Source organism: Pantoea sp. ACRSC, from assembly GCF_022346785.1.
Classification (GTDB): domain Bacteria; phylum Pseudomonadota; class Gammaproteobacteria; order Enterobacterales; family Enterobacteriaceae; genus Pantoea; species Pantoea alvi.
This window is the reverse complement of the sequence record NZ_JAKRNN010000001.1, coordinates 700,975-724,052: the sequence shown is the minus strand read 5'-3', so window position 1 is coordinate 724,052 and position 23,078 is coordinate 700,975. Positions and strand designations below refer to the sequence as shown.

General features: G+C 61.7%; 25 protein-coding genes. 10 read left to right on the top strand and 15 right to left on the bottom strand.

Going from position 1 to position 23,078, the window contains the following annotated elements; genetic code table 11:
- Positions 1–247: 247 nt before the first annotated feature.
- Positions 248–985: a phosphatase gene (locus MHZ97_RS03490; protein ID WP_103795567.1), complete on the bottom strand. Its 738-nt coding sequence runs from the start codon at positions 983–985 to the stop codon at positions 248–250.
- Between the two features lie 53 nt (positions 986–1,038).
- Positions 1,039–1,980 carry a glyoxylate/hydroxypyruvate reductase GhrA gene (gene ghrA / locus MHZ97_RS03485; protein ID WP_103795566.1) on the bottom strand — a complete coding sequence of 314 codons (942 nt, stop codon included), beginning with the start codon at positions 1,978–1,980 and terminating at the stop codon, positions 1,039–1,041.
- A gap of 201 nt (positions 1,981–2,181) precedes the next feature.
- Between ghrA and treA the strand changes: the two genes are divergently transcribed.
- Both treA and MHZ97_RS03475 read left to right on the top strand, forming a co-directional pair.
- Positions 2,182–3,867 (top strand): alpha,alpha-trehalase TreA, encoded by a 1,686-nt coding sequence (treA, locus tag MHZ97_RS03480; RefSeq protein ID WP_239311563.1) that lies wholly within the window; start codon positions 2,182–2,184, stop codon positions 3,865–3,867.
- Positions 3,868–4,037: 170 nt separating this feature from the next.
- On the top strand, positions 4,038–6,140 hold the full coding sequence (locus tag MHZ97_RS03475; protein ID WP_239311582.1) for a TonB-dependent siderophore receptor: 2,103 nt from the start codon (positions 4,038–4,040) through the stop codon (positions 6,138–6,140).
- A gap of 58 nt (positions 6,141–6,198) precedes the next feature.
- Here MHZ97_RS03475 and MHZ97_RS03470 read toward each other — a convergent pair whose 3' ends face one another.
- Complete coding sequence (locus tag MHZ97_RS03470; RefSeq protein ID WP_103795563.1) at positions 6,199–6,447, bottom strand: GlsB/YeaQ/YmgE family stress response membrane protein; 249 nt, start codon at positions 6,445–6,447, stop codon at positions 6,199–6,201.
- Positions 6,448–6,654: 207 nt separating this feature from the next.
- Here MHZ97_RS03470 and MHZ97_RS03465 point away from each other — a divergent pair, with 207 nt between their 5' ends.
- Positions 6,655–7,389 carry a flagellar brake protein gene (locus tag MHZ97_RS03465; protein ID WP_239311601.1) on the top strand — a complete coding sequence of 245 codons (735 nt, stop codon included), beginning with the start codon at positions 6,655–6,657 and terminating at the stop codon, positions 7,387–7,389.
- A gap of 95 nt (positions 7,390–7,484) precedes the next feature.
- Complete coding sequence (locus MHZ97_RS03460; protein WP_103795561.1) at positions 7,485–8,609, top strand: mechanosensitive ion channel family protein; 1,125 nt, start codon at positions 7,485–7,487, stop codon at positions 8,607–8,609.
- Positions 8,610–8,967: 358 nt separating this feature from the next.
- Here the strand turns inward: MHZ97_RS03460 and MHZ97_RS03455 are convergent, their stop codons facing one another.
- The 7 genes from MHZ97_RS03455 to MHZ97_RS03425 form a co-directional block, all read right to left on the bottom strand.
- Complete coding sequence (locus MHZ97_RS03455; protein ID WP_239311604.1) at positions 8,968–10,455, bottom strand: FGGY family carbohydrate kinase; 1,488 nt, start codon at positions 10,453–10,455, stop codon at positions 8,968–8,970.
- A gap of 2 nt (positions 10,456–10,457) precedes the next feature.
- Positions 10,458–11,402: a transketolase family protein gene (locus tag MHZ97_RS03450; RefSeq protein ID WP_239311607.1), complete on the bottom strand. Its 945-nt coding sequence runs from the start codon at positions 11,400–11,402 to the stop codon at positions 10,458–10,460.
- Positions 11,395–12,225 carry a transketolase gene (locus MHZ97_RS03445; RefSeq protein WP_239311620.1) on the bottom strand — a complete coding sequence of 277 codons (831 nt, stop codon included), beginning with the start codon at positions 12,223–12,225 and terminating at the stop codon, positions 11,395–11,397. Before MHZ97_RS03445 ends, MHZ97_RS03450 begins: the two co-directional genes overlap by 8 nt.
- Before the next feature lie 95 nt (positions 12,226–12,320).
- Positions 12,321–13,427, bottom strand: coding sequence for an ABC transporter permease (locus MHZ97_RS03440; protein ID WP_103795557.1), 1,107 nt, complete (start codon positions 13,425–13,427; stop codon positions 12,321–12,323).
- Positions 13,428–13,429: 2 nt separating this feature from the next.
- Positions 13,430–14,944, bottom strand: coding sequence for a sugar ABC transporter ATP-binding protein (locus MHZ97_RS03435; protein WP_239311623.1), 1,515 nt, complete (start codon positions 14,942–14,944; stop codon positions 13,430–13,432).
- A complete protein-coding gene (locus MHZ97_RS03430; RefSeq protein ID WP_239311656.1) occupies positions 14,941–15,549 on the bottom strand; it encodes a DUF2291 family protein in 609 nt (202 codons plus the stop codon). Before MHZ97_RS03430 ends, MHZ97_RS03435 begins: the two co-directional genes overlap by 4 nt.
- A gap of 11 nt (positions 15,550–15,560) precedes the next feature.
- Entirely contained in the window at positions 15,561–16,502 is a 942-nt protein-coding gene (locus MHZ97_RS03425; protein WP_239311691.1) for a D-ribose ABC transporter substrate-binding protein, read from the bottom strand.
- 183 nt (positions 16,503–16,685) lie between these two features.
- Here MHZ97_RS03425 and MHZ97_RS03420 point away from each other — a divergent pair, with 183 nt between their 5' ends.
- The gene (locus MHZ97_RS03420; protein ID WP_103795553.1) at positions 16,686–17,633 is read left to right on the top strand and encodes a sugar-binding transcriptional regulator; all 948 of its coding nucleotides are present in this window, start codon (positions 16,686–16,688) and stop codon (positions 17,631–17,633) included.
- A 4-nt stretch (positions 17,634–17,637) separates the two neighbouring features.
- Here the strand turns inward: MHZ97_RS03420 and emtA are convergent, their stop codons facing one another.
- On the bottom strand, positions 17,638–18,267 hold the full coding sequence (emtA, locus tag MHZ97_RS03415; protein WP_103795552.1) for a membrane-bound lytic murein transglycosylase EmtA: 630 nt from the start codon (positions 18,265–18,267) through the stop codon (positions 17,638–17,640).
- A gap of 167 nt (positions 18,268–18,434) precedes the next feature.
- On the opposite strand from emtA, the gene ldcA reads away from it, so the two are divergent.
- Positions 18,435–19,361, top strand: a complete 927-nt coding sequence (ldcA, locus tag MHZ97_RS03410) for a muramoyltetrapeptide carboxypeptidase (protein ID WP_239311710.1) — start codon at positions 18,435–18,437, stop codon at positions 19,359–19,361.
- Positions 19,362–19,383: 22 nt separating this feature from the next.
- Entirely contained in the window at positions 19,384–20,046 is a 663-nt protein-coding gene (locus MHZ97_RS03405; RefSeq protein WP_239311751.1) for an MBL fold metallo-hydrolase, read from the top strand.
- On the opposite strand, the gene MHZ97_RS03400 is transcribed toward MHZ97_RS03405, so the two are convergent.
- The 3 genes from MHZ97_RS03400 to MHZ97_RS03390 all read right to left on the bottom strand — a co-directional run bounded on the left by MHZ97_RS03400 (position 20,047) and on the right by MHZ97_RS03390 (position 21,211).
- On the bottom strand, positions 20,047–20,460 hold the full coding sequence (locus MHZ97_RS03400; protein WP_103795549.1) for an N-acetyltransferase: 414 nt from the start codon (positions 20,458–20,460) through the stop codon (positions 20,047–20,049).
- Positions 20,461–20,481: 21 nt separating this feature from the next.
- Entirely contained in the window at positions 20,482–20,865 is a 384-nt protein-coding gene (locus MHZ97_RS03395; RefSeq protein WP_103795548.1) for a hypothetical protein, read from the bottom strand.
- 121 nt (positions 20,866–20,986) lie between these two features.
- Positions 20,987–21,211, bottom strand: coding sequence for a YgdI/YgdR family lipoprotein (locus tag MHZ97_RS03390; RefSeq protein ID WP_239311769.1), 225 nt, complete (start codon positions 21,209–21,211; stop codon positions 20,987–20,989).
- A 98-nt stretch (positions 21,212–21,309) separates the two neighbouring features.
- Here MHZ97_RS03390 and MHZ97_RS03385 point away from each other — a divergent pair, with 98 nt between their 5' ends.
- On the top strand, positions 21,310–21,666 hold the full coding sequence (locus MHZ97_RS03385; protein ID WP_239311788.1) for a DUF4186 domain-containing protein: 357 nt from the start codon (positions 21,310–21,312) through the stop codon (positions 21,664–21,666).
- A 39-nt stretch (positions 21,667–21,705) separates the two neighbouring features.
- Here MHZ97_RS03385 and MHZ97_RS03380 read toward each other — a convergent pair whose 3' ends face one another.
- Positions 21,706–21,885 carry a hypothetical protein gene (locus MHZ97_RS03380; RefSeq protein WP_224481447.1) on the bottom strand — a complete coding sequence of 60 codons (180 nt, stop codon included), beginning with the start codon at positions 21,883–21,885 and terminating at the stop codon, positions 21,706–21,708.
- A gap of 213 nt (positions 21,886–22,098) precedes the next feature.
- Between MHZ97_RS03380 and MHZ97_RS03375 the strand changes: the two genes are divergently transcribed.
- Together MHZ97_RS03375 and MHZ97_RS03370 are read left to right on the top strand one after the other, a co-directional pair.
- Entirely contained in the window at positions 22,099–22,428 is a 330-nt protein-coding gene (locus MHZ97_RS03375; protein WP_103795544.1) for a hypothetical protein, read from the top strand.
- A 62-nt stretch (positions 22,429–22,490) separates the two neighbouring features.
- The gene (locus MHZ97_RS03370) at positions 22,491–23,054 is read left to right on the top strand and encodes a hypothetical protein (protein ID WP_103795543.1); all 564 of its coding nucleotides are present in this window, start codon (positions 22,491–22,493) and stop codon (positions 23,052–23,054) included.
- The last annotated feature ends 24 nt before the right edge of the window (positions 23,055–23,078 follow it).

Sequence of the window (23,078 nt, the reverse complement as noted above, 5' to 3'; positions counted from 1 at the left end):
TCGTCGGGTATTACAGCTCGCTAAGGCCGCATGGGTATAACGGTGGGTTACCCCCAAACGAATCGGAAAACCGATACTGGAAAAACTCTAACTCGGTGGCCAGTTTTTGTTGACCACTTCACACCGCTTGTCAGGCCTGACTGGATGCTGCTGAGAACACTCACAGTAGCCCTTACCTCCTGCATTCCCATCGACCTTATGCGCGATCTTGTTTCTTCTGCGAAACGTCACGCCACTGCAGTAAGGGTCAGAAATCTGCCAGTTCGGCAATCTGTTTGCCGGTGCGCTGTTCAAGAAAATCGAGCAGGCGGCGCGGCGTGACATTTAACACGCGATCTTCAGGAAAATCCACTGCGCGCGTGATGCGCAGACAGTGCTCGAACTGCCCCAGCGTAAAGGCGGTGTGGGAATCGGAGCCAAACGCCAGCTTGCCGCCGGCGTCGCGCACCGCTTCGGCGATGGCGCGGCAGTTCGGCTCGCTGCCGGGACGCGAGGTGGTAAAAGAGGAGTTGTTGATCTCCAGCGCCACATTGTAATGCGCGGCCGCTTCGGCGACGGCGCGGATATCGATCGGAAACTTCGGGTTGCCCGGATGGCTGATGATATGCGCCACGCCGTTCGCCATGGTGGCGATCATCGCGTCAGTGTGATGGCTCTTGTCGCGCGGCGCGTAAACCGGCTCGTGAAAACCGGCGATAATCAGATCCAGCGAGCCGAGCATCGGCCCGGTGCAGTCGATTTCACCCTGCTGGTTTTTAATATTGGCTTCGATGCCGCGCAAAATGCCGACGCCGTCGATCACGCGCGGCCAGATTTTCATATTCACAAAGTGCCAGTAGTGTGGCGCGTCGGCCATATCGGGGCCGTGATCGGTAATGGCAAAGAGTCGGATGCCGTTGTTTTTCGCCTGTGCGACATAGTCGTGCAGCGTGCTGTAGGCGTGGGTACTGGCGACGGTATGCATATGCAAATCAACGGGGTACATTATTTTCTCCTTTCAGCCGCCCGCCCGGGCGGTCAATAAATTAACGGGAATGCTCAGTAGCCGCGCTGGCGGTCGACGCAGCCCGACGGTTGCTCGCCCGCCTCGATGGCACCGATGCCGCGCGTAATGGCGTCCATCGCCTCGTCCGTCAGCGTCAATGCCGCAATATGCGGCGTGACGGTGACGCGCGGATGACGCCACAGCGGATTCTCCTGCGGCAGCGGCTCCTGCTGGAACACATCGAGCGCGGCGGCGCGCAGCTGCCCGCTCTCCAGCGCCGCCAGCAGATCCGCCTCCACCACCTGCGCGCCGCGCGCCATATTGAGAAAACAGGCGTGCGGCGGTAGCTGGCTCAGCGTATGCGCGTTAAACAGGTTAAGGGTTTCTGGCGTGGTGGGCAGCAGGTTGATCGCCACCTGCGTGCCGCGCAGAAAGTCGTCGAGGCTCTCGCGTCCGGCAAAGCTCTCGACGCCGGCGATGCGCTTCGGCGTGCGGCTCCAGACCCGCAGCGGAAAACCCCAGGGCCTGAGCGCCTCAATGACGCTCTGCCCCAGCACGCCTGCGCCGAGCACGCCGACGCTGAACGCCTCGCGCGCCACCGGCGGCAAAGGCTGCCACTGCGCCTGCCGCTGCTGCCTGGCGTAGTCGTCGAAGCGGCGGAACCAGCCAAGCACGCAGCAGAGCGCATACTCCTGCATCTGGCGCGCCATACCGCTATCCTCCAGGCGGACCAGCGGCACCGACGGCGGCAGCATATCGGGGTAGCGCGCCAGCCGGGAGAGAATATCGTCGACGCCCGCACCCATAACGAATACGCCGCGCAGGCCGGAACGGTGCGCCAGCATCTCGCGCGGCGGCTGCCACAGAATAGCGTAATCGGCGGGCGCGTCGTCGCCCGGCTGCCAGCGCCGCACCCGCGCCTGGGGCAACCGCCGCTGCATGCCCGTCAGCCAGACGTCGCCATCCTGCGTCGGGTGATACCAGATAATATCCATCTCGCTCCTCGTTTTTTGCCCTCAGCCTCCGGTAAAAGCGGCGTCAGGGCAAGCAAAAACCACCGCCCCGCCGCCAGCTTCTGTTCCGGTCTGCTTCACATTTCCGCAGTCTCGTTGCGCCACGTTGTCAGTTTACGACTAAAGTTGTTTGAGTGGTCAATGCGTTACGCGCGGCCGCCTTTCGGACAAGGAGAAAAACCGATGAAGAAAACTGTGGTAACCGCGCCTGTCGGGCGTCATGGAGTCGCGCCAGTGCTGCTGACTCTGCTGCTGGGGTTGCCTGCGCTGACGGCGCAGGCAGAGGACAATTCACGCATGCTCAGCAGCCAGCCGCAGCCGCCCGATGTCCGGCTGGGGCCGTTATTTAGCGCGGTACAGCAGGCGCAGTTCTATCCCGACCAGAAAACCTTCGCCGACGCGGTGCCTAAGTTCGATCCCGCGTCGATTCTGGCAGACTGGCAGATGCAGAAAAATCAGCGCAACTTCGATCTGAAGCGTTTCGTCGCCAGCAACTTTACCCTGCCCGCCGCGGGCGAAAAGTATGTGCCGCCCGCCGGACAGAGCCTGCGCGCCCATATCGACGGCCTGTGGCCGGTGCTGACGCGCACCGCCAAAAGCGCCGGCCGCTACGATTCACTGCTGCCGCTGCCGAAGCCCTACGTGGTGCCGGGCGGCCGCTTCCGCGAGGTCTACTACTGGGACAGCTATTTCACCATGCTCGGCCTGGCGGAGAGCGGCCACTGGGATCGCGTGCAGGATATGGTGGATAACTTTGCGTGGGAGCTGGACACGTACGGCCATATTCCCAACGGCAACCGCAGCTACTACCTCAGCCGCTCGCAGCCGCCTTTCTTTAGCCTGATGGTCGATCTGCTGGCGACCCACGAGGGCGACGCGGCCTACAGCAAATATCTGCCGCAGCTGCAGAAAGAGTATGACTACTGGATGGCGGACAGCGATAGCGTCGCCGCTGGCCAGGCGAGCAAGCGCGTCATCAAGCTGGCGGACGGCACCCTGCTTAACCGCTACTGGGACGCGCGCGACGTGCCGCGCACCGAATCCTGGCTGGATGACGTTAATACCGCGAAAAAAGCGCCACAGCGCGACAAAGGCGAACTTTACCGCGACCTGCGCGCCGGTGCCGCCTCCGGCTGGGACTTCAGCTCGCGCTGGTTCAGCGACGCGCACAATCTCGCCTCGATCCGCACCACCCAGCTGGCGCCGGTCGATCTCAACAGCCTGATGTTCCATCTGGAGCAGACGCTGGCCAAAGCTTATCGCCTCGACAAGCAGCAGGATAAAGCGAAGCAGTTTGCCGATCTGGCAGAGAAGCGTCAGGCGGCGGTAAACCGCTATCTGTGGGATGAGAAGCAGGGCTGGTACGCTGACTACGACACGAAAACGCGTCAGGCCAGCCCGCAGCTCACCGCCGCGGCGCTCTTCCCGCTCTATATGCAGCTGGCCAGCGACCGGCAGGCGGATCGCACCGCCTCGGCGGTTGAGAAACAGCTGCTGAAAGCGGGCGGCCTGCTTACCACCACGGTAAATAATGGCCAGCAGTGGGACGCCCCCAACGGCTGGGCGCCGCTGCAGTGGGTGGCGGTGGAAGGTCTGGAGCACTACAACAAGCCGCAGCTGGCGCAGCAGGTTGGCATGCGCTTCCTGCAGAACGTACAGACCACCTACGACAAAGAGCATAAGCTGGTCGAGAAGTACGTGGTCGACGGGCCGAACCTCGGCGGCGGCGGCGGCGGTGAATATCCGCTGCAGGACGGCTTTGGCTGGACCAACGGCGTGACGCTGATGCTGCTCGACAAGTACTGTCCGAAAGAGAAAACCTGCAACAGCGTGCAGGATCTTCCCCAGGCCGCAGCGACGGCGAAGTAATCCTCTCAGGCGAAGGGCCGCTCCCGGCTCTTCGCTTCCTTTTTTTAACGCCTCCCCTCTAACAATCCTTGAAACATTTTTGACATATTGATAATAATTCTCACTCTGATTTTAAGAATCTTTATCAATAATGTGCCGCCTGCCAGGGGCGGACCGAACAAGGACAGGACATGACGCTGCCGTTTCCCCCTCATCGCTGCGCCCTGCTGTGCGCGCTGGCGATGACTCTGCCCGCCGCCAGCCTGGCGGCCGACACGCTAATGGTGACCGCCTCCCCCCAGGAGAGCGCCGACGCCCCGACCCAGGGCTATCTCGCCACCACCAGCGCGGGCGCCACCAAAAGCGATCGCCCGCTGGTGAAGACGCCGCAGTCGGTGTCGGTGATCACCCGCCAGCAGATAGACGATCAGGGCGCCATCGATCTCAACCAGGTGCTGAACTATACGCCCGGGGTGTTCACCAACTTCGGCGGCGCGGCAACGCGCTATGACACCATTTCGCTGCGCGGCTTCCACGGCGGCGACGTGGATAACACCTTCCTTGACGGCCTGCGCCTGATGAGCGACGGCGGCAGCTATAACGTTTTGCAGGTCGATCCCTGGTTTCTGGAGCGCGTCGACGTCATTAAAGGCCCCTCTTCTGCCCTTTACGGCCAGACGGTGCCGGGCGGGCTGGTGAACCAGACCACGCGCCGCCCGCAGTTCAGCGAAGCGGGCCATTTTCGGCTGACGGCGGGCACGCAGAATACGCGCGGCGCAGCCTTCGACTACACCAACGCCATCAGCAACGAGTGGGCGTTTCGCCTGACCGGGATGACGCGCAACAGCGATACCCAGTATGACCATACGCGCGAGGAGAAGTATGCGCTGATGCCGCAGCTGATGTGGCAGCCCACGGAAGATACGCAGCTGCTGCTGCGCGCTTATCTGCAAAAAGATCCGTCGGGCGGCTATCACGGCTCGGTGCCGGGCGACGGCGCGCTGAGTGCCCATAACGGCGCGAAGCTCAGCACCGGCTTTTACGACGGCGATCCGTCGCTGGACCAGTTCAAGCGCCGCGAGCAGATCTACAGCTATGACTTCCAGCATCACTTCAGCGACGTCTGGTCATTTACCTCTACCGGCAGCTACAGCCACGCTAATGTCGATCTCGACCAGGTTTATCAGATCGGCTGGCAGGCGCCCGGCAGCAACATCCTTAACCGCTACTACTCCGGCGAGCGCTCGTCGCTTTCCGCCTGGGCGACGGATAACCGCGTCACGGCGGAGTTCGACACTGGCGAGCTGTCGCATCGCCTGTCGATCGGCGCGGAGTATCACCGCTATAAAAACGATTTAAGCGAGGCGAGCGACGCAGCCAGCGCGCTCAACGCCGCCACCGGCGAGGCGCTCGGCCCGATGCCGGACTACAGCTGGACGCGCGAGACGCGCCGCTACTACCAGACCGGCCTCTATCTGCAGGATGAGATGACGTGGGATCGCTGGCATCTCGATCTCTCCGGCCGCTACGACCGCATCGTCGCCGACAACAGCGGCACGGCGCGCCGTCAGGATGACCACATCAGCGGGCGGGCGGCGCTGCTCTACGCCTTCGATAATGGCCTCTCCCCTTATCTGAGCTATAGCCAGGCCATTACGCCGACCGCGCTTACCGGATCCGACGGCAATCTGCTGCAGCCCACCACCTCTGAACAGTATGAGGCGGGCCTGAAATATCAGCCGCCGGGCACGCGCGATCTCTACAGCCTGGCGATCTACGATCTGACGCAGAAAAATGTCGCGACGCGCAATATCGTTGACTCCACCTATACGCCGACCGGCAAGGTGCATTCGCAGGGCATCGAGCTGGAGGCGCACAATCAGCTGACGCCGCGCCTGAGCACGGTGGCGGGTTATACCCTTAACCACCTGCGCTATAAAGAGACGGTGGACGGCAACGACGGCCACACGCCTTACGTGACGCCGAACAGCATGGCGTCGCTGTGGGGACACTATCAGTTCGACGCCGGCATCAGCGCGGGAGCCGGGGTGCGCTATATCGGCAAGCAGTGGGCGGATAACGGGAACAGCCGGCGCGTGCCGTCGGTAACGCTGTTTGACGCCTCGGTGCGCGCCGATCTCGGCGTCTGGAACAGTGCGCTGCGCGGCGCATGGCTACAGCTTAACGCCAGCAACCTGACCGATCGCCACTATGTGGCGGCCTGTTACGGCACGGGCTACTGCTACTGGGGCGCGGAGCGTTCGCTGCTGGTGTCGGTGGGATACGATTTCTGACGGGGAAAGTAAAACGGGACGACAAAGTCGTCCCGTTGCAGTTCTTACGCTAAGCGTGTCAGCTGCGGACTTTACGGTAGATAAACAGCACCACGATAGCGCCAATTACCGCAACCACAAAGCTGCCGAAGTTAAAGCCGTCTACTCGGCCGAAGCCAAACAGGGTGCTGATCCAGCCGCCGACAACCGCACCGACGATCCCCAGGATCACCGTAACGATAAAACCACCGCCATCTTTGCCCGGCATGATCCATTTAGCGAGAATACCGGCGATTAAACCAAAGATGATCCATGAAATGATACCCATCGACTACTCCTTCCTTTCTGTTTAGGTTGTGACCGCCTGATTAATCAGGAGAATTACAGAGGTAAGTATAGACAGGAAATTCTCTTGTGCAGGATAAACCGCGACAAAAATTGACTTAAGATCTAAAGCTTCCGCGCCCGTCGCCGATAACGGAGAGTGCATAAAGCCTCTGTTAACAGCAAATTTGCCCTCTTTTGGAGCCCGTAAGTGAAAGAAGCCGACAAAGAACAGTATCTCAAACGTGGCACGCTGGCCGTTCTGGGCGTGATAAAGGATTTGCTGCGTTTACAGACGCCCTTAATGGTCACTTTTTCACGCGGTCAGTTTATCAGCCGTATGCTGGACGCCGACGAAGATCGCATTATTTTCGACCTCGGCAGCAACAATCTGGACAACGAGTACGTTCTTTCCTGCGATCAGGTGAGCATCTTCGCTGAAACCTACGGCGCGAAAGTCGAGTTCAGCCTGGCGTCGCTGGAGAGAACCACCTTCGAGGGCCTGCCCGCCTTTAGCGCACCGCTGCCTGAGCTGCTGTGGCAGATCCAGCGCCGCGAGTTTTTCCGTATCTCCGTGCCGCTGGAGCCGACCTTTTACTGCCACAGCGAGTGGCCTGGCGGCAAAAAGGTGCGTTTCCGCCTGCAGGATCTGTCGCTGGGCGGCATCGGCGTGCTGGTGGACGAGCCGCTGCCGGAGGGCCTGAGCAGCGGCGACAAGTTTAAAAAACTGCACGTCGAGCTGGGCGAATATGGTCAGTTCGAGGTTGGCGCGCAGCTGCTGCATATTGGCGAGCGCAGCGTGGTGACCAGCAAAAACGAAACGCGCGTTACGCCGCGTCTTAGCTTTCGCTTTACCGCTATCGAGCCGCTGCAGGAGCGTCAGCTGCAGCAGGTCATTTTCGCCCTTGAGCGCCTGGCGCGCGACAAAGCGAACCGATTTCAGTAATTATTCAGTGATTTGCGCCGCCAGCCGGCGCATCCAGGCTATGCTTCTCCTTGCTCTTTTTTTTAAACCGGCTCCCAGCAAGGAGAAATTCCCCAATGGAAAACTGGCTCTCATCCGGCTATTTTCAACGCCTTTTTCTTAATCAGGCTTTCTGGATCAACAGCGCTATCGTGACGGCAGGTACGCTGGTGATCTACTGGCTGCTGCGCAGCGCTATCCGCTTTATCTCCAGCCGCATTGCCCGCTACAGCGAGCAGCGCCATGTGCGCTTCACCTCGATTCTGGTGGAGATCCTGCGCAGCACCAGCCAGCTGCTGCTGCTGATTTTTTCGCTGCTTATCGCCCTGCGCTTCGTTGACGTTCCCGCCAGCTGGGACGGCTTTATTTCCCACGGCTGGTTCCTGGCGTTCGCCGTGCAGCTGGCCATGTGGATCGACTGCGGCATTCGGCTGTGGCTGCATAACCTGCTGCGCGATCCGGTCCACGTGCGCAACCCGGTGACCACGGTGATCCTGGGCATTCTGCTGCGCATGGTGGTGTGGGTGATGATGCTGCTCGCCATTCTGTCGAATATGGGCATCAATATTACCGCGCTGGTGGCGAGCCTTGGCGTCGGCGGTATCGCTATCGCGCTGGCGATTCAGACCGTGCTGAGCGACGTTTTCGCCTCGCTGGCGATCGGCTTCGATAAGCCTTTCGAGCACGGCGATTTTATCGTGTTTGGCGATATCGCCGGCTCTATCGAGCATATCGGCCTGAAGACCACCCGCCTGCGCAGCCTGAGCGGCGAGCAGATCGTCTGTTCCAATACCATTCTGCTGCAGCAGACCATCCACAACTACAAGCGTATGGAGCAGCGACGCATCCTGTTTCGCTTCGGCCTGAGTTATGGCACGCCTTCGGCGCAGGTGCGCGAGGTGAGCGAACTGGTGAAGACGATTATTCAGGGCATTGAGCTGACCCGCTTCGACCGCGCCCATTTTTTCGCCTTTGAGGATTCGAAGCTGACCTTCGAGGTGGTCTACTTCGTGCTCGACGCCGACTACAACAAATATATGGATATTCAGCAGGAGATTAACCTGCAGCTGATGGCGGCGCTGGAGCAGCGCGATGTGCGCTTCGCCTTCCCGATCCGTCAGGTGGAGTTCAGCGGCGGCCGCATTCCGCCGGTGGAGATGCTGCGCGCGGAGAACGACGAGGAAGAGGCGCGACGGGCGTAGTCTGCCTGGCCCCGTCGCTTTGCGTTTCGCGCCGGTTCAAGGGCGTTTCGCCCTTTCCCCTTAGCATGGGTGCGGCTGTTTATAAGCCCTGGGTTAGTCTTTGGTCATCCCAGGCTTTTTCAGGCGGTTAAGAAACGCATAACGTCGGTGACAAGGGGCGAAGAGCAAATCGTCCCGCGACAAGGACAAAACGCCGGGAGCGTTTTTAAACAACGCAACGCGCTGGCGCGGTGACGGGCGCCCCTCAGGGATAAGGGGCGTAAACGCGCGGGTCGAGCCGCCCGGGATAACGCTTTTTGCGTCTTAGCCATCGGGCCTTGTCACCCCCCTCTGCACCCTGCCTCTATTTCGCCAGCCTTCACGCCGGCTGAAAGCGGCAGCGCGCCACCGCCTCTGTCCATCCCTGATAACACTCCCGCATCGCCTGCGCCTGCTCGCTGCGCGGCTCCACGCGCGTGCCCCCCTGCAGCGCCTGCATCTCGTCCCCCTGCTGCCACCAGCCCAGCACCTTGCCCGCCAGCAGCGCCGCGCCGAGCGCGGAGACCTCCGCCGTGGGCGCGCGCAGCAGCGGGCGCTGCAGCACATCCGCCTGCAGCTGCATCAGCCAGTCGTTGGCGGTGGCGCTGCCGTCAACGCAGAGCGCCGACAGCCGCTGGCCGCTCGCCTGCTCCATCGCCAGAAAGACGTCCGCGATCTGATAGACGATCGACTCCAGCGCTACGCGCGCCAGCACCGCAGGCGTGGCGGCGTCGGTCAGGCCACAGACCATGCCGCGCGCCCGCAGATCCCACCAGGGGGCGCCCAGCCCGGAGAGCGCGGGCACAAAATAGATCCCCTGACTGCTGTCGGTGGTGCGCGCCAGCGCGGTCAGCTCGTGCGGATCCTGGATGCCGAGCATGCTGCCCAGCCAGGCCGCGCCGGAGCCGGTATGGGTAATATTGCCCTCGAAGGCGAAGCGCAGCGCGCCGTCGTGCCAGGCGACGGTGGTGCTCAGGCCGTTGTCGGTCAGCAGCGGCGTCGCCATCGACATCATCAGTGAAGAGCCGGTGCCGTAGGTCGCCTTCACCACCTCTTCGTCGCCGCGCCGCTGCGCCTGCAGCGCCGCATGGGAATCGCCGATGCGCGCCAGAATCGGCGTGCCCGGCGTCAGGCCGGGAATATCGCTGACCGCTACCGCGCCCTGCGCGCTGGCCGACGGCACGATAGTCGGCAGCGCGGCGCGCGGCAGCTGGAACAGCCGCAGCAGCTCATCGTCCCAGCCGCTGCTGTGCAGACTGTAGAGCTGGGTGCGCGCGGCGTTGGCGTGATCGGTGACGAACACCTCCCCCGCGCTGAGCTGCCAGCCGAGCCAGCTGTCCACCGTGCCGATGCAGAGTTCGCCCGCCGCCGCACGCGCCGCGCCGTCCGGGATCGCCGCCAGCATGCCGGTGAGCTTCGCCGCCGGGAACATCGGGTCCACCGCCAGCCCGGTCAGCCCGGTAATACGCGAGGCGCTGCCCGCGGCGCGCAGATCGCGGCAAAAGGCTTCCGACCGCCGGTCCTGCCAGCTCACCAGCGGCGTCAGCGGCCTGCCGTCGCGCCGCTGCCAGATCAGCACCGACTCGCGCTGATTGCTGATCGCCACCGCCGCCACCGGCGCGCCGCCGCACTGCGCCAGGCAGGCGGTCACCGCCTGTTTCACCGCCAGCCAGATCGCCAGCGCATCCTGCTCCGCCAGCCCCGGCTGCGGATGGGAGAGCGTCAGCGGCTGGCTGCCGCGCACCACGACGCGACCCTGGCGGTTGACGGCGATCGCCTTGGCATTGGTCGTGCCTTCATCTATCGCCAGAATAAGGGGGTCTTGCATGGTCAGGCTCCTGCGCAAATGCGCACTGCGCTGTTAACGACGCTCGCGGCGTCGATGCCGTGATACGCGCGCGTAGAGGCGCGATCGCCCGCGATAGCGTACTGCCCGTCCGGGATGCCCAGCCGCAGCAGCGGAATAGCGCAGCCCCCTTCCGCCAGTACCTCAGCCACCAGGCTGCCGACGCCGCCGTTGACGTTGTGCTCTTCCACGCTGATCGCGGCTGGATAGTGATTTAGCAGGTTGCGCAGCTGTTGGGTATCGCAGGGTCTGATGGATGGAACGCTGATCACACCCGCCGAGATCCCTTTCTCTGCCAGCAGCTCCGCCGCGCGTACAATCTCATGCACCGTCGACCCCATCGCCACCAGCGCGATATCAGTGCCGGCGCGCAGCTGATCGATTCTGCCCGGCTCGAAGCGGTAATCGTCATCGTGCAGCTGCGGCAGATCTTTGCCGTCGAGGCGGATATAGACCGGGCCGATGTGCTCAAGCGCATAGTCGATAATCTGACGGCACTCCAGCGGACAGGCGGGCGCGTAGATTTCGATGTTGCCGAAGCCGCGCATCACTGCAATGTCGTCGATGCTGTGGTGGGTGCTGGCGAGCGGGCCGTAGCTGGCACCGGCGTTGAGGCCGAACAGCTTTACGTTGGTGTTGTTGTAGCAGACGTCGACCTTGACCTGCTCGTTGGCGCGCGATACCAGAAAAGGCGCGGCGTTGCAGGTCACGGCGATCTTGCCGCCCAGCGCCAGCCCGGCGGCGGCACCGACCAGGGTCTGCTCGGCGATGCCGACGTTCACCAGCCGATCGGGAAAGGCTTTGATAAAGGGCGCGATTTTTGCGGTTGAGGTGGAGTCCGCCACCACCGGCACCAGATCCACGCCGCGATTCACCGCGTCGATAAAGGCCGTCACCATGACGCTGGCTAAATGCTGTGCATTACTCATCTTTCAGTTCCTCCAGTGCCAGTTCGATCTCTTCGCCTTTCGGCACGCGGTGATGCCACTCCGCCTTACTCTGAATAAAGGAGATGCCGTAGCCTTTTTCGGTATGCGCCACGATGACCTGCGGCTTGCCGTTCTGCGGCAGGCTTTCAAGGGTCTCGACCAGCTGCGCCATATCGTTGCCGTTGCACTCCGTCACCGCCAGCCCGAAGGCGCGCCATTTTTCCGGCAGCGGATCGGTATTCATAATGTCGCGCGTTGTGCCCGCCAGCTGCAGCTTGTTCTTGTCGTTGATAATAATCAGGTTGTCGAGGCCGTAGTGGGCCGCCACCAGCGCGGCCTCCCAGTTGCTGCCCTCCGCCAGCTCGCCGTCGCCGGTCACCACGAAGATGCGCCGCTTGCTGCCATCTTTTTTCGCCGCCAGCGCCAGCCCCACCGCCACCGGCAGGCCGTGTCCGAGCGCGCCGGTATTCAGCTCGACGCCGGGGGTCTTCTGCCGCACCGGATGGCCCGGCAAGGGCGAATCAGCGTGCTGATAGAGAGGCAGCCAGTCGACGGGGAAATAGCCCGCCTCCGCCAGCACGCAGTAGTAACCGCCAACCGCATGGCCTTTGGACTGGATATAGATGTCGCGCTGCGGATCCTCAGTGCGATCCGGCGCGCAGTCGAGAATGCGAAAGTAGAGCGCGGTCAGAATATCCGCCTGCGACAGATCCGCGCCGGTATGGCCACCGGCCGGGCTGCCCGCGTTAAGCTGGATAATGCGGCGGCGTACGGCGCGCGCCTTCCGCTGCAGTTCATCAACCGGAAGTTTGAAAGGATTCATACATCACCTCTGAATTAAAAATCACACACGAATATATATTCATAGCGGGTAAAAAAAGGGGGTGCAGCAAAGAGAGAGGCCTGCACCGCCACCGATTAACTTTTTGCCTCCTCGCCCTCCTCGATCAGCGCCTTCTGCGCCACCACCGCCGCTTTCTGCTGCATGCGGTTTTGCATCTGGTCGATGATGACGGCGATGATAATGACGATGCCCTTGATCACCATCTGCCAGAATTCGCTCACCCCCATCATGATCAGGCCGTCAGCGAGAAAGCCGATAACAAAGGCGCCAACCAGGGTGCCAAGAATGGTACCGCGCCCGCCCGCCAGCGAGGTGCCGCCCAGCACCACCGCCGCAATGGCGTTCATCTCAAACGAGGTGCCGTTGGCCGGATGGCTGGCCACCAGCTGCGACGAGACGACGATGCCCGCAATCGCCGCGCAGAAGCCGGAGAGGGTATAAACCCAGATTTTCACCTGTTTTACTTTGACGCCGGAAAGCTCCGCCGCGCGCTCGTTATCGCCGATAGCGTAGACCTGGCGGCCGAACGGCAGGCGACGGGCGATATAGGCGATAACCAGCGCCAGCACGATCATCATCCAGATGGCGTACGGCAGCCCGAGCAGCGTTCCGGCGCCGATGCGGTCAAAGCCGGTATTGCCGAGCAGCGGATTGCCCTGCAGTCCGGGGAAGGTTTCGCCGCCCGAGGTCAGCATCGCCGCACCGCGCAGGATATACATGGTGCCGAGCGTGCAGATAAAGGGAGCCACGTTGTAGCGGGTGATAATCCAGCCGTTGGCCGCGCCGATCAGGCCGCCTGTCAGCAGCACCAGCGGCACAATCACCCAGACGCTGGGAAAGATGGCGATGCCGAACATCGGCAGCACGATCCCTTTGGTGATCAGCCAGCCGGCGAGCATGCCGCACAGCCCCAGGGTGGCACCGATAGAGAGATCGATGCCGGCGGTGATAATGACGAAGGTGATGCCCAGCGCCAGAAAGGCGTTGATGGCGATATGCTTCACCATAATCACCAGGCTGCCGGGGGCGAGAAAGTCCGGCACGGCGATCGCAAAGAAGCCAACAATCAAAAAGAGCGCGATAAAGGTGCGCAGCTTCAGCAGCAGCAGAATAATGCTCTCGCGCGAGTTAAACGCCTTCGCCGGTTGCCCTGCCATTGTCATCGCGTTATTGCCTTTCATGCTCAGAACCCCTGTGCGCTTGCCTTCACCAGCGCTGACTCTTCCGCGTCGCTGCGCGGCATATCAGCCGTAAGTTTGCCGCCCGACATCACCAGGATGCGATCGGCCACCGCCATAATCTCTTTCAGGTCGGAGGTGGAGAAGAGTACCGCGATGCCCTGCTCCGACAGCTGCACCATCATGCGAAAGACTTCCACCCGGGCGCCGACGTCGATGCCGCGGCTCGGCTCGTCCAGCAGCAGCAGGCGCGGGTTAGTCAGCAGCGAACGGCCGATCACCACCTTCTGCTGATTGCCGCCGCTCAGCGCGCTGATCGCCACCTCCGGCGAGGAGACTTTGATCGCCAGATTGCCGACGGTGCTGGCCACCGCCGCCCGCTCCTCTTGTTGGGCGATAGCAAAGCGGTGCGTCAGGCGACGCCACAGGCTGGCGATGGTGAGATTGCTCGTTACCGACGATCCCGGGAAAATGCCGGCGCGCTTGCGATCCTCCGGCACCAGGCTCATGCCCATGCGGATACGTTCGGCGGGGGCCAGCCGCGTCGGTACCAGCTTGCTGTCGAGCCAGATCTTACCGAGGTAGTTGCGTTCGCTGCCGAGCAGGCATTCAAACAGTTCGGTGCGCCCCGCGCCCATCAGCCCGTAGATGCCGACAATCTCCCCGGCGCGCACGTTAAAGGTGACGTCGTCCACCAGGGTGTTGCCGTTGGGGCTGACGCAGGTAATGTGCTCCGCCTCCAGCACCGCCGCGCCAAAGGTGCGACCAGCCGGCAGAAAGTTGCTCATCGGCTCGCTGCCGAGCATTTCGCGCACGATCCAGGCGACGTCGATATCCCTGACCTGCGCTTCCGCCTGAAAGCGGCCGTCGCGCAGAATGGTGATCCTGTCGCCGATCGCCATCAGCTCTTCGAGGCGATGCGAGATATAGATCAGCGTGACGCCCTGCCGCGTCAGCTCGCGGATCACGCGGAACAAAATCTCCACTTCGGTTTTGCTCAGCGCCGACGTCGGCTCGTCGAGGATCAGAATATCGGCGTCCTCCGCCAGCGCCCTGGCGATCTCCACCAGCTGCTGCTGCCCAACCTTGAGATTGCCGACCGGCTCGTTTGGTGAAATCGGCTGGTCAAGGCGCGCCATCAGTGCGGCGGCGCGGCGCGCCTGCTCAGCCTCGTTGATCGGCCTGATGCCGCTTTGCAGTTCGCGGCCCAGAAAGATGTTTTCCGCCACCGACAGATTTTCAAACAGGTTCAGCTCCTGATGCACCATGCCGATGCCGAGCGCCGCGGCGGCGCGCGTGCTGCTCAGCACCACCTTTTCCCCGTTGAGGAACAGCTCGCCGCTGGTGGGCTGCTGCACCCCGGCGAGGATTTTCATCAGCGTCGATTTGCCCGCGCCGTTTTCGCCGATAATCACGTTGACCTTGCCGCGCCAGACGCGATAGTCGACGCGGTCCAGCGCCAGAGTGCCGGGAAAAAGCATGGAGATATTGCTGGCCTTCAGGATGATATCGTCGCTCATGGCGCCTCTCCCGGCTTCAGCTCCACCGCCATCACGTTGTTAACTACGCCGTGGCCCATCTCCACCGCCAGCAGCGCCTGCGCCGGTTTGCCCACCCAGCTGGCATCGACCTTCGGCAGCTGCTGCACCGCATGACGGTTAAGCGCACGGGTAAGCTGCGCGTACTGCACCTGATTAGTGAACTCCTCGAAGCGGAAACCTGCCGCATCGCGCAGCGCGTTGCTGCGGATCACCGGGCCGAGGCTCACCCTGACCGGCCTGCCGTTTAGCGTCAGCGTCAGGATGCGCTCGCGGCTGTTGCTCTCGTCCAGCGCGGCGACCGTGCCGCTGGCGCGCACAAAGACGCTTTCGCTGCTGCCCGCCTTCACCGTCTCGCTTTTGGTGTGCATATCTGCCCAGCTCATGGCGCGCTGCTGCGCGGCGTCGAGCACCCGGCTCTGCCAGCTCGCCTCGGCGATCTGCTGCGGCGTCTGGCTGCTGTAGCCTGGTTTCGCATGGGGATCTTTCGGCATGATCGGATTGCCGCTGGCGTCGAGTTCCACCACGGTACAGCCGCTTATCGCCAGCGCCAGCGTCACCACCAGCATCGCTCCGCTCCGTTTCATGCCGCCTCCGGTCACTTCGCCAGGCTAAAATTTTTCAGCTTTGAGGCGTTGCTGTCGTCAATCAGCACGCAGTCCATCAGCTGCTTCTCTTCTTTCTGCGCTTTGCCGTTTTTCAGGTAGTAGTCCGCCTGCTCGACCGCCATCTGCGCCTGCGCCCAGCCCGGCTGCAGCACCGTCGCCTTGATATTGCCTTTGTTCAGAATGGAGTCGCGGGTGTAGTCGCTGCCGTCGAAGCCCACCACGATGACGTTGGTTTTGCCCGCCGCCTTCAGCGCAGCCTCCGCGCCCAGCGCCATGGTATCGTTGCCGGAAATCACGCCGACGATATCGGGGTTCTTCTGCAGGATGGTTTCCATGCGGCTGAACGCCTCGGTCTGGCTCCAGTTGGCGCTCTGCTGCGCCACCATCTTCATCTCGCCATAGTCGTCCAGCACGTCGTGGTAGCCCTGGGAACGCACCCCCGCGTTGGTGTCAGACTCTTTACCCAGCAGCTCAACGTAGTTGCCTTTGCCGTTCAGCAGCCTGGCGAACTTCTCTGCGCCGAGCTGCGCGCCCTGATAGTTGTTGGAGACGATCTGCGCCACCGCGATGCCGGTTTTATTGATTTCGCGGTCGATAAGAAAGGTGGGGATGCCGGCCTCTTTGGCTTTCTGCACCGGACCGACGGTGGCGTCCGCCCCGGCGTTATCGAGGATAATCGCCTTCGCTTTGCGCGCGATGGCGGTTTCGATCAGCTGGTTCTGCTTGCTGACGTCGTCATCATGCGACGCCACCAGCGTGGCGTAGCCGAGCGCTTTAGCCTTTTCCAGCGCGCCGTCCGCTTCCGCTTTAAAGAAGGGGTTGTCGTGGGAAGGGGTAATGATCGCCAGCAGCCCTTTATCAGCGGCGAACGCGGCGGACGAGAAGGCGATCAGTGAAGCCAGTAGGGTAATTTTGACGAGAGGTGCGTTCATCGGCTATTCTCCACTTGAATAAATATTCAATTGCGATTTTATATGCAAGATGACTATGCACCCGCTCCTGTCGGGCGCGCAACCCCGAGTGTTTAAAAAGCGAAAAGGATCACAAAATGTCCCGCGTTGTGATTTCCCGCATCCTGGTTAACAATACCAGGCCGACACAGAGAGGAAGGATGAATGGCGAAACAGGATGAGCAACGGCTGATGGTGAAGATTGCCACGCTTTACTACAGCGAAGGGATGAAGCAGTCAGATATCGCGCAGATGCTGAAGTTGTCGCAATCTTTTGTCTCGCGCATTCTCAACCGCAGCGTGAAAGAGGGTGTGGTAAAGATCAGCGTCGTGCCGCCCGCCAATATCTTTCCGGCGCTGGAGAAGGCGATTGAGCAGAGCTACGGGCTGCCGCAGGCGATTGTGGTCGACGTGCCGGAAAACGCCTCCTCGCAGCAGATCAAGCAGGCGATTGGCTCGGCGGCGGCGCACTATCTGGAAACGCGGCTGCGCGCCGACGAGCTGATCGGCATCTCCTCCTGGAGCGGCACCATCCGCGCCATGGTGGATGCGCTGCACCCCTTTAACGCCGCCTGCAAAGGGGTGATCCAGCTGCTGGGCGGCGTCGGCGCCAACGGCAACGTGCAGGCGACGATTCTGACGCAGAATCTCGCGGCGCTGCTCAACTGCCCCTCCTGGCTGCTGCCCTCGCAGTCGATCGAGCATTCGGTGCAGGATCGCCAGCGGCTGGCGGCTAACGCTGATGTCGCAGAGGTGCTGGAGAAGTTTGATCAGGTGGATCTGGCTATCGTCGGCATCGGCGATCTGGAGCCGTCGGCGCTGCTGCGCAACTCCGGCAACTATTACGACGAAGAGATGCTGCGCACCCTGGCGCAGCGCGGCGCGGTAGGCGATATCTGCCTGCACTACTTCGACGCACAGGGCGAGCCGGTGCTGAGCGAGGAGGAGGATCCGGTGATCGGCATGGAGCTGGAACAGGTGCGCAACTGCCCGCAGGTGGTGGCGCTGGCGGGCGGCAAAGAGAAGGCGCACGCTATCCGCGGCGCGCTGCGCGGCGGCTACGTTAACGTGCTCATCGTCGATTACCCCACCGCGCGGCTGCTGGTGGAGTAAGAGGTCAGATGGTGCGGTACGCCGTGGTGACCTTCCACAGGTAGCGCGGCGCCTGCGCGGCGGGATGCTTGTTCTGGACGTGCTGGTAGAACTCGTCCGGCGACATGGCGTTGATCATGGCAATTGCCCGATCGCGGTCGCGGGAAAAGGTGCGCAGCAGCGCGCCGGCGCCGTTAGCGTAGGAGACGATAGTGGCGTAGCGCAGCGTCAGCGGGTCACGAATGCCCGAGAGCGCCGACTGCTGCAGGATTTTGATATAGGCGGCACCGATATCGATATTTTTCGCCGGATCGCGCAGTTCGGCGTTCGATGGCTGACCGCGGCGCCCCTGCACGCGATAGACCTCCCTGCCCGCCGTCGAGGCTTTAATCTGCATCAGCCCCACCGCGTTAGAGCGGCTGACGACGCCGGGATTGCCGCCCGATTCGACAGTGATAATGGCGCTGAGCAGTTTCTCATCAACGCCATAATGACTGGCAGCATCTTCGGTGAACATCGCCCAGTTCGCGTTAATTCTGGACGGCGGCGCCTGGGTTAACGGCGTATTGGGTTGCCTGACAATCTGTTTTGACGGTTCGCTGGCGCAGCCCGCCAGCAGCAGCGCGGAGAGAGCAAGGTATCGAAATTTCACCAATTTTTCATCCTGATGCAATGTGGTCGCAGGCTATCATACCTGGCGCGCGCCGCAGCAAAATTACCGTTTATCCTAATTGCGTTAAAAAGCGTGTCGCCCAGTGACTTCCGTCGCGCTTTTCGTCATCATCGGCCCGTTAATTGCCCGTTAACCGCAGGAATAGCCTTATGATTTCTCGTTCCGTCCATCTTGTTTCCCCCTCCGGATATTGTCACAACCAGCCAGCCGCCTGGCGCGGCGTCGAGCGGCTGCGCGCGGCGGGTCACCAGGTCGATAATCTGGAAACTATCGGCCGCCGCTTTCAGCGCTTCGCCGGCACCGACGCCGAACGCCTCGCCGAATTTAACCGGCTGGCGCAGCTCGACGCGCTGCCCGATATTGTGCTGGCGGTGCGCGGCGGCTACGGCGCCAGCCGTCTGCTGGCGCAGATCGATTACGTCGGGCTGCAGCGCCGCCTGCTGAATCAGCCGCTGGCGCTGTGCGGCCACAGCGACTTTACCGCCCTGCAGCTCGCCCTGCTGGCGCAGACCGGCCTGATCACCTTTAGCGCGCCGATGCTGGCCGGCAACTTCGGCGCAGAGGTTTTATCTGAATTTACCCTGACGCACTTCTGGCAGGCGCTGACTTCGCCTACAGTCAATGTTGGCTGGCGCAGCGAGACGCCAGACGCCGGCGAGTGGCAGGGCACGCTGTGGGGCGGCAATCTGGCGATGATCTGCTCGCTGATCGGCACCCCCTGGCTGCCGCAGTTCGACGACGGGATTCTGGTGATTGAGGATGTTAATGAGCATCCGTTCCGCATCGAGCGCATGCTGATTCAGCTGCAGCAGAGCGGCATCCTCGCGCGGCAGCGCGCCATTATCACCGGCAGCTTTACCAGCAGCGCGCTCAGCGACTATGACAATGGGTTTGATTTCGCCAGCGTCTGGCAATATCTGCGCGACCTCACCGGCCTGCCGGTAATCAGCGATCTGGCCTTTGGCCACGATGCAGATACCGTGACGCTGCCGCTGGGAGCACGCGCGCGCCTGCGCGTGGCGAACCATCAGGCCGAACTGCAGGCCACTGGCCATCCCGTTTTACCCGAGCATTAAGCCGTTCTCAGGGAGATCGCCATTGAAGCCGCTGTACGACGATTTGTGGATCTCCACGCCGGAATTTCCGGAAGAAGATGCCGCCAGTGATTTGATGATGCACGGCTTTCTGCTGCGTCATCCGCGCGGCAACCTGCTGATTGGCCGCGTGACGCACCCGCTCGATCATGAGGTGCTGGCCGACGAGGGCGGCGTAATCCGCCACTATCTGACCCACTGGCACGAGGCGTCACCCGCCGCCGCCGTTATTCAGCAGCGCTTTAACAGCGCGCTCTACTGTCATAGCCGCTCGCTTGGCCCCGTCAGCCGGGTGGTGGAGCCGGACGACACCTTCAGCCAGCAGGAGACGCACTTCGGTGATTTCCACCTGCTGCCGACGCCGGGCCATACGCCGGGCAGCAGCAGCTTTCTTTACCGATCGCCGCAGGATCGCACCTACCTGTTCGTCGGCGATACCCTGACGCGCGATCACCATCGCTGGATCACCGTACTGGTGGCGGACAGCAATCCGCACGAGCTGAAACAGTCGCTGGAGTTCTACCGCACGCTGCGGCCCGATGTGGTGCTGATGAGCACCACGCGCGGCCATCTCTCCTGGGTCGAGGTGACGCTGCAAAGCTGGCTGGCAGCGATTGATGAGGCGGAACAGCAGCCGCTGGATGTGCGCCAGCAGCCGCTTTTTTGATTAGAGCGCCTTGCTGAGGTAGTGGCGCTGATGATGACGCGGGTAGTTATCCAGGCTGAAACGCAGGCTGTAGCCTAACTTCTCATAGAACGGGCGCGCCTGAAAGCTGGCGGTATCGACCTGCGCATAGCGGCAGCCGCGCCGGCGCGCCTCCTCTTCCGCCGCTCTGATCAGCTGCGTGCCGACCCCCTGCCCGCGCAGCGCGTCGCTGACCCACAGCATATCGATACGCAGCCAGTTACCGGTGGTCGAGCCGGTCAGCCCCGCCCGCTTTTTACCCTGCTCGTCGGTGACGAACACGCCGATAGCCTTGATCTCATCGATGTTGATAAAACGGCTGTTGAAAGCATTCAGGCCGAGGCGTACCTCATCCAGATCCTGATGCGTGACCGCATCGGTAACATTCAGTTGCATAGATCCTCCAGCGTAAGCGAGTCAGGAGTGCGGATGGGCGCGATCGTCGTACGGCTCCAGCGACAGCTGATCGACATCGCGCGTTTCGCTGCGGCTACAGGGTAGCAGCCGGTTACTGTCGCGGTAAACGAAGAATGTCTCCTCGCTCGCTTTATTGACGATCAGCTGGTCGCCATTGCGGAAGCGGGTAATGGCTACGCTGTCGCCGTCCTTCAGCCGGGTATGCTGCTGGCCAGCGGCAATCTGAAAATGGTGCTGCGGCCAGGTAAGCGTGCTCAGGCCATAGGCCGCGCGTGAAATGGTCATGGTGGGTCGGCCGGGACAGTTGATCTGAAACTGGGTTTCGCTCCAGGCGGGCGCAATGGCGCAGCTCAGCAGCCCAAGGGTGAGCAGAGTCGCTTTCATTTTCAGGTTCCCTCGCAGTTATGCTCTGATTTAGTTGACTATTTTCAGGATAACATATCTGCCAGCGCCGAAAAGCGAAACGGCCCGCGCGTGGCGGGCCGAGATGTAACAAAAGTGCGCTTTAGTTCCCAACCTGCGACATATCTTTGATGCTGTCGCGATTGATTTGCTGCTCTTTACCGTAGACGTCTTTGTAGGTGATCATACCGGTGTCGTCATCTACCTTCGGCTTGCCCTGTGCCACAATAGTGCGGCCGTCGTTGGTGTGCAGCACGTGATCGTTCGCGCAGCCGGCCAGCATCAGGCCCGCGCACAACATACCGATCGCTATAGCGGTTTTTTTCATATTTCCTCCTTCCTGGGTTCGCTTTTAGGTTTAGCACAGCCTCGCCAAAGCGAAACCAGGAAGAGGTTTAAAACGCATTGATTCCTAAAGGAGATCCTATGGACCGGCAAGATGCCCTGTTTCAGCGGCTGGCGCAGTCGCCGTTTCGCCGTCGCTTTCATCTGGGCGTTAAAGAGCGTGCCTACTGCCTGGCGAAAGGGCCTGAGGTGATCGATCAACATGCGGCGGATTTTGTCGCGCAGCGGCTGGCGCAGGCAGAGCCGAAGAATGACGGTAAGCAGACGCCGATGCGCGGCCATCCGGTGTTTATCGCCCAGCACGCCACGGCGACCTGCTGTCGCGGCTGCCTGGCGAAGTGGCACGGTATTGCAGCCCATCAGCCGCTGAGCAGCACGCAGCAGGCGTGGATTGTCAGCGTGATCCACCGCTGGCTGGTGGGTGAGATGAACCGCTAAAAGCCCGGCGCCGCATAATGCAACGCCGGGTTAATATTTTTATTCCGCCGCAACCTCGGCGGCGACCAGCATTAACGCCAGCGAGGCGTTCTCCTCGTCGTACCCCTGCATAACATCGCGGATTGCCGCTGCGCAGGTCATCACCTGCTGCTTCTTTTCCGCTTCAAGCCTCTCGATCGCATGACGGATAATCATTAGACTGGCTTCTTCTTCTTTCATTCAATTTCCCTTAAATCGCCCAACTGGTGCGCAAAGAGGGCAAGAATACCTTTAATGTGCTACTCAAGTCACCCTTTGGCACGTTTTACGCTTAACAATTAATCGAAGTACAAATGGGATGCCGCGCCAGACCTGCTATGATCACAATAGCCGGGACGCAACGCGTCAAAATCAGCGCCACGGGTTTCCCAGGGATTGAAGCAGGTACAGGATATGTTGCGACTCACGGTTTTCACTTTAATTACGCTGCTTGCCGGCTGCGCTTCCGGCCCGAAAGGGGTGGAGTGTCCAGGCGAAGTCAGCACTATTTACGGCCAGCCAATGGGGCAGACCCAGGCGACTATTTTCGACCTGGTCAGCGCCTTCACCATCAGCCGCGACGGCGTTAACGTGCAGAGTGGGACACTGCAATCGCTGGATCGTTTCAAATATGTTCCCTCCGCCGTCACCGCCGAAGGCTACTACGCCCAGCGGCTGTCGGATAAGCAGTTCCGCCTGATTAATCCGCACGAAGACACCATGATCACCTGGACGTGCCCTTAGGCGTGCGTCCGGGGGCCAGATGGTTTATTGTCGTGGCTCGTCAGGCTGCAGGCTCACCCTTCATGGAAAAGCGACTGGACAATAACGGCTATATCGATTTCCCCTTCCCCGCCACGCGCAACGAAGACGGTTCGCTGAACCCGTGCGGCATCGATCTTACGCTGCAGACGGAGCGTATTGATGAGATTGCGGTGCTGACTCAGTCGGCCAATCTGCGTCGCCTGCTGGAGGAGGTCAATCTGCAGGAGGGGCTGTTTATGACGCTGGCCTGCGACTGGCAGCAGCGCGCCGACGCGGTGTGCGGCTTTATCGATTTTGCCTTTCGTCCCGAGCTGCCGGCCGCCAGCCAGGAGACGCTGACGCTCGATCAGGCTTTCTGGCGCTACCTGCGCGAGCAGGCGACGCAGCACGCTATGGCACCGGACGCCTTGCTTAACTTCGCCCGCTGCGTGCTGGAGTGGGGCTGGTCGCCGCTGCGCCAGCGCGCGCGGGAATATGAAAAGGTGACGGTGATGTACTACTGCCAGCAGCGTGACGAGGCGGAGTGGTGCCTCGATCACCTGCGGCATTTTCTGGTGAGCTGGTATCCCGCCAGCCGTCCGGGGCTGCTGGCGCAGCAGGCATAGCGCTGGGCGCCTGGCGGCACGACC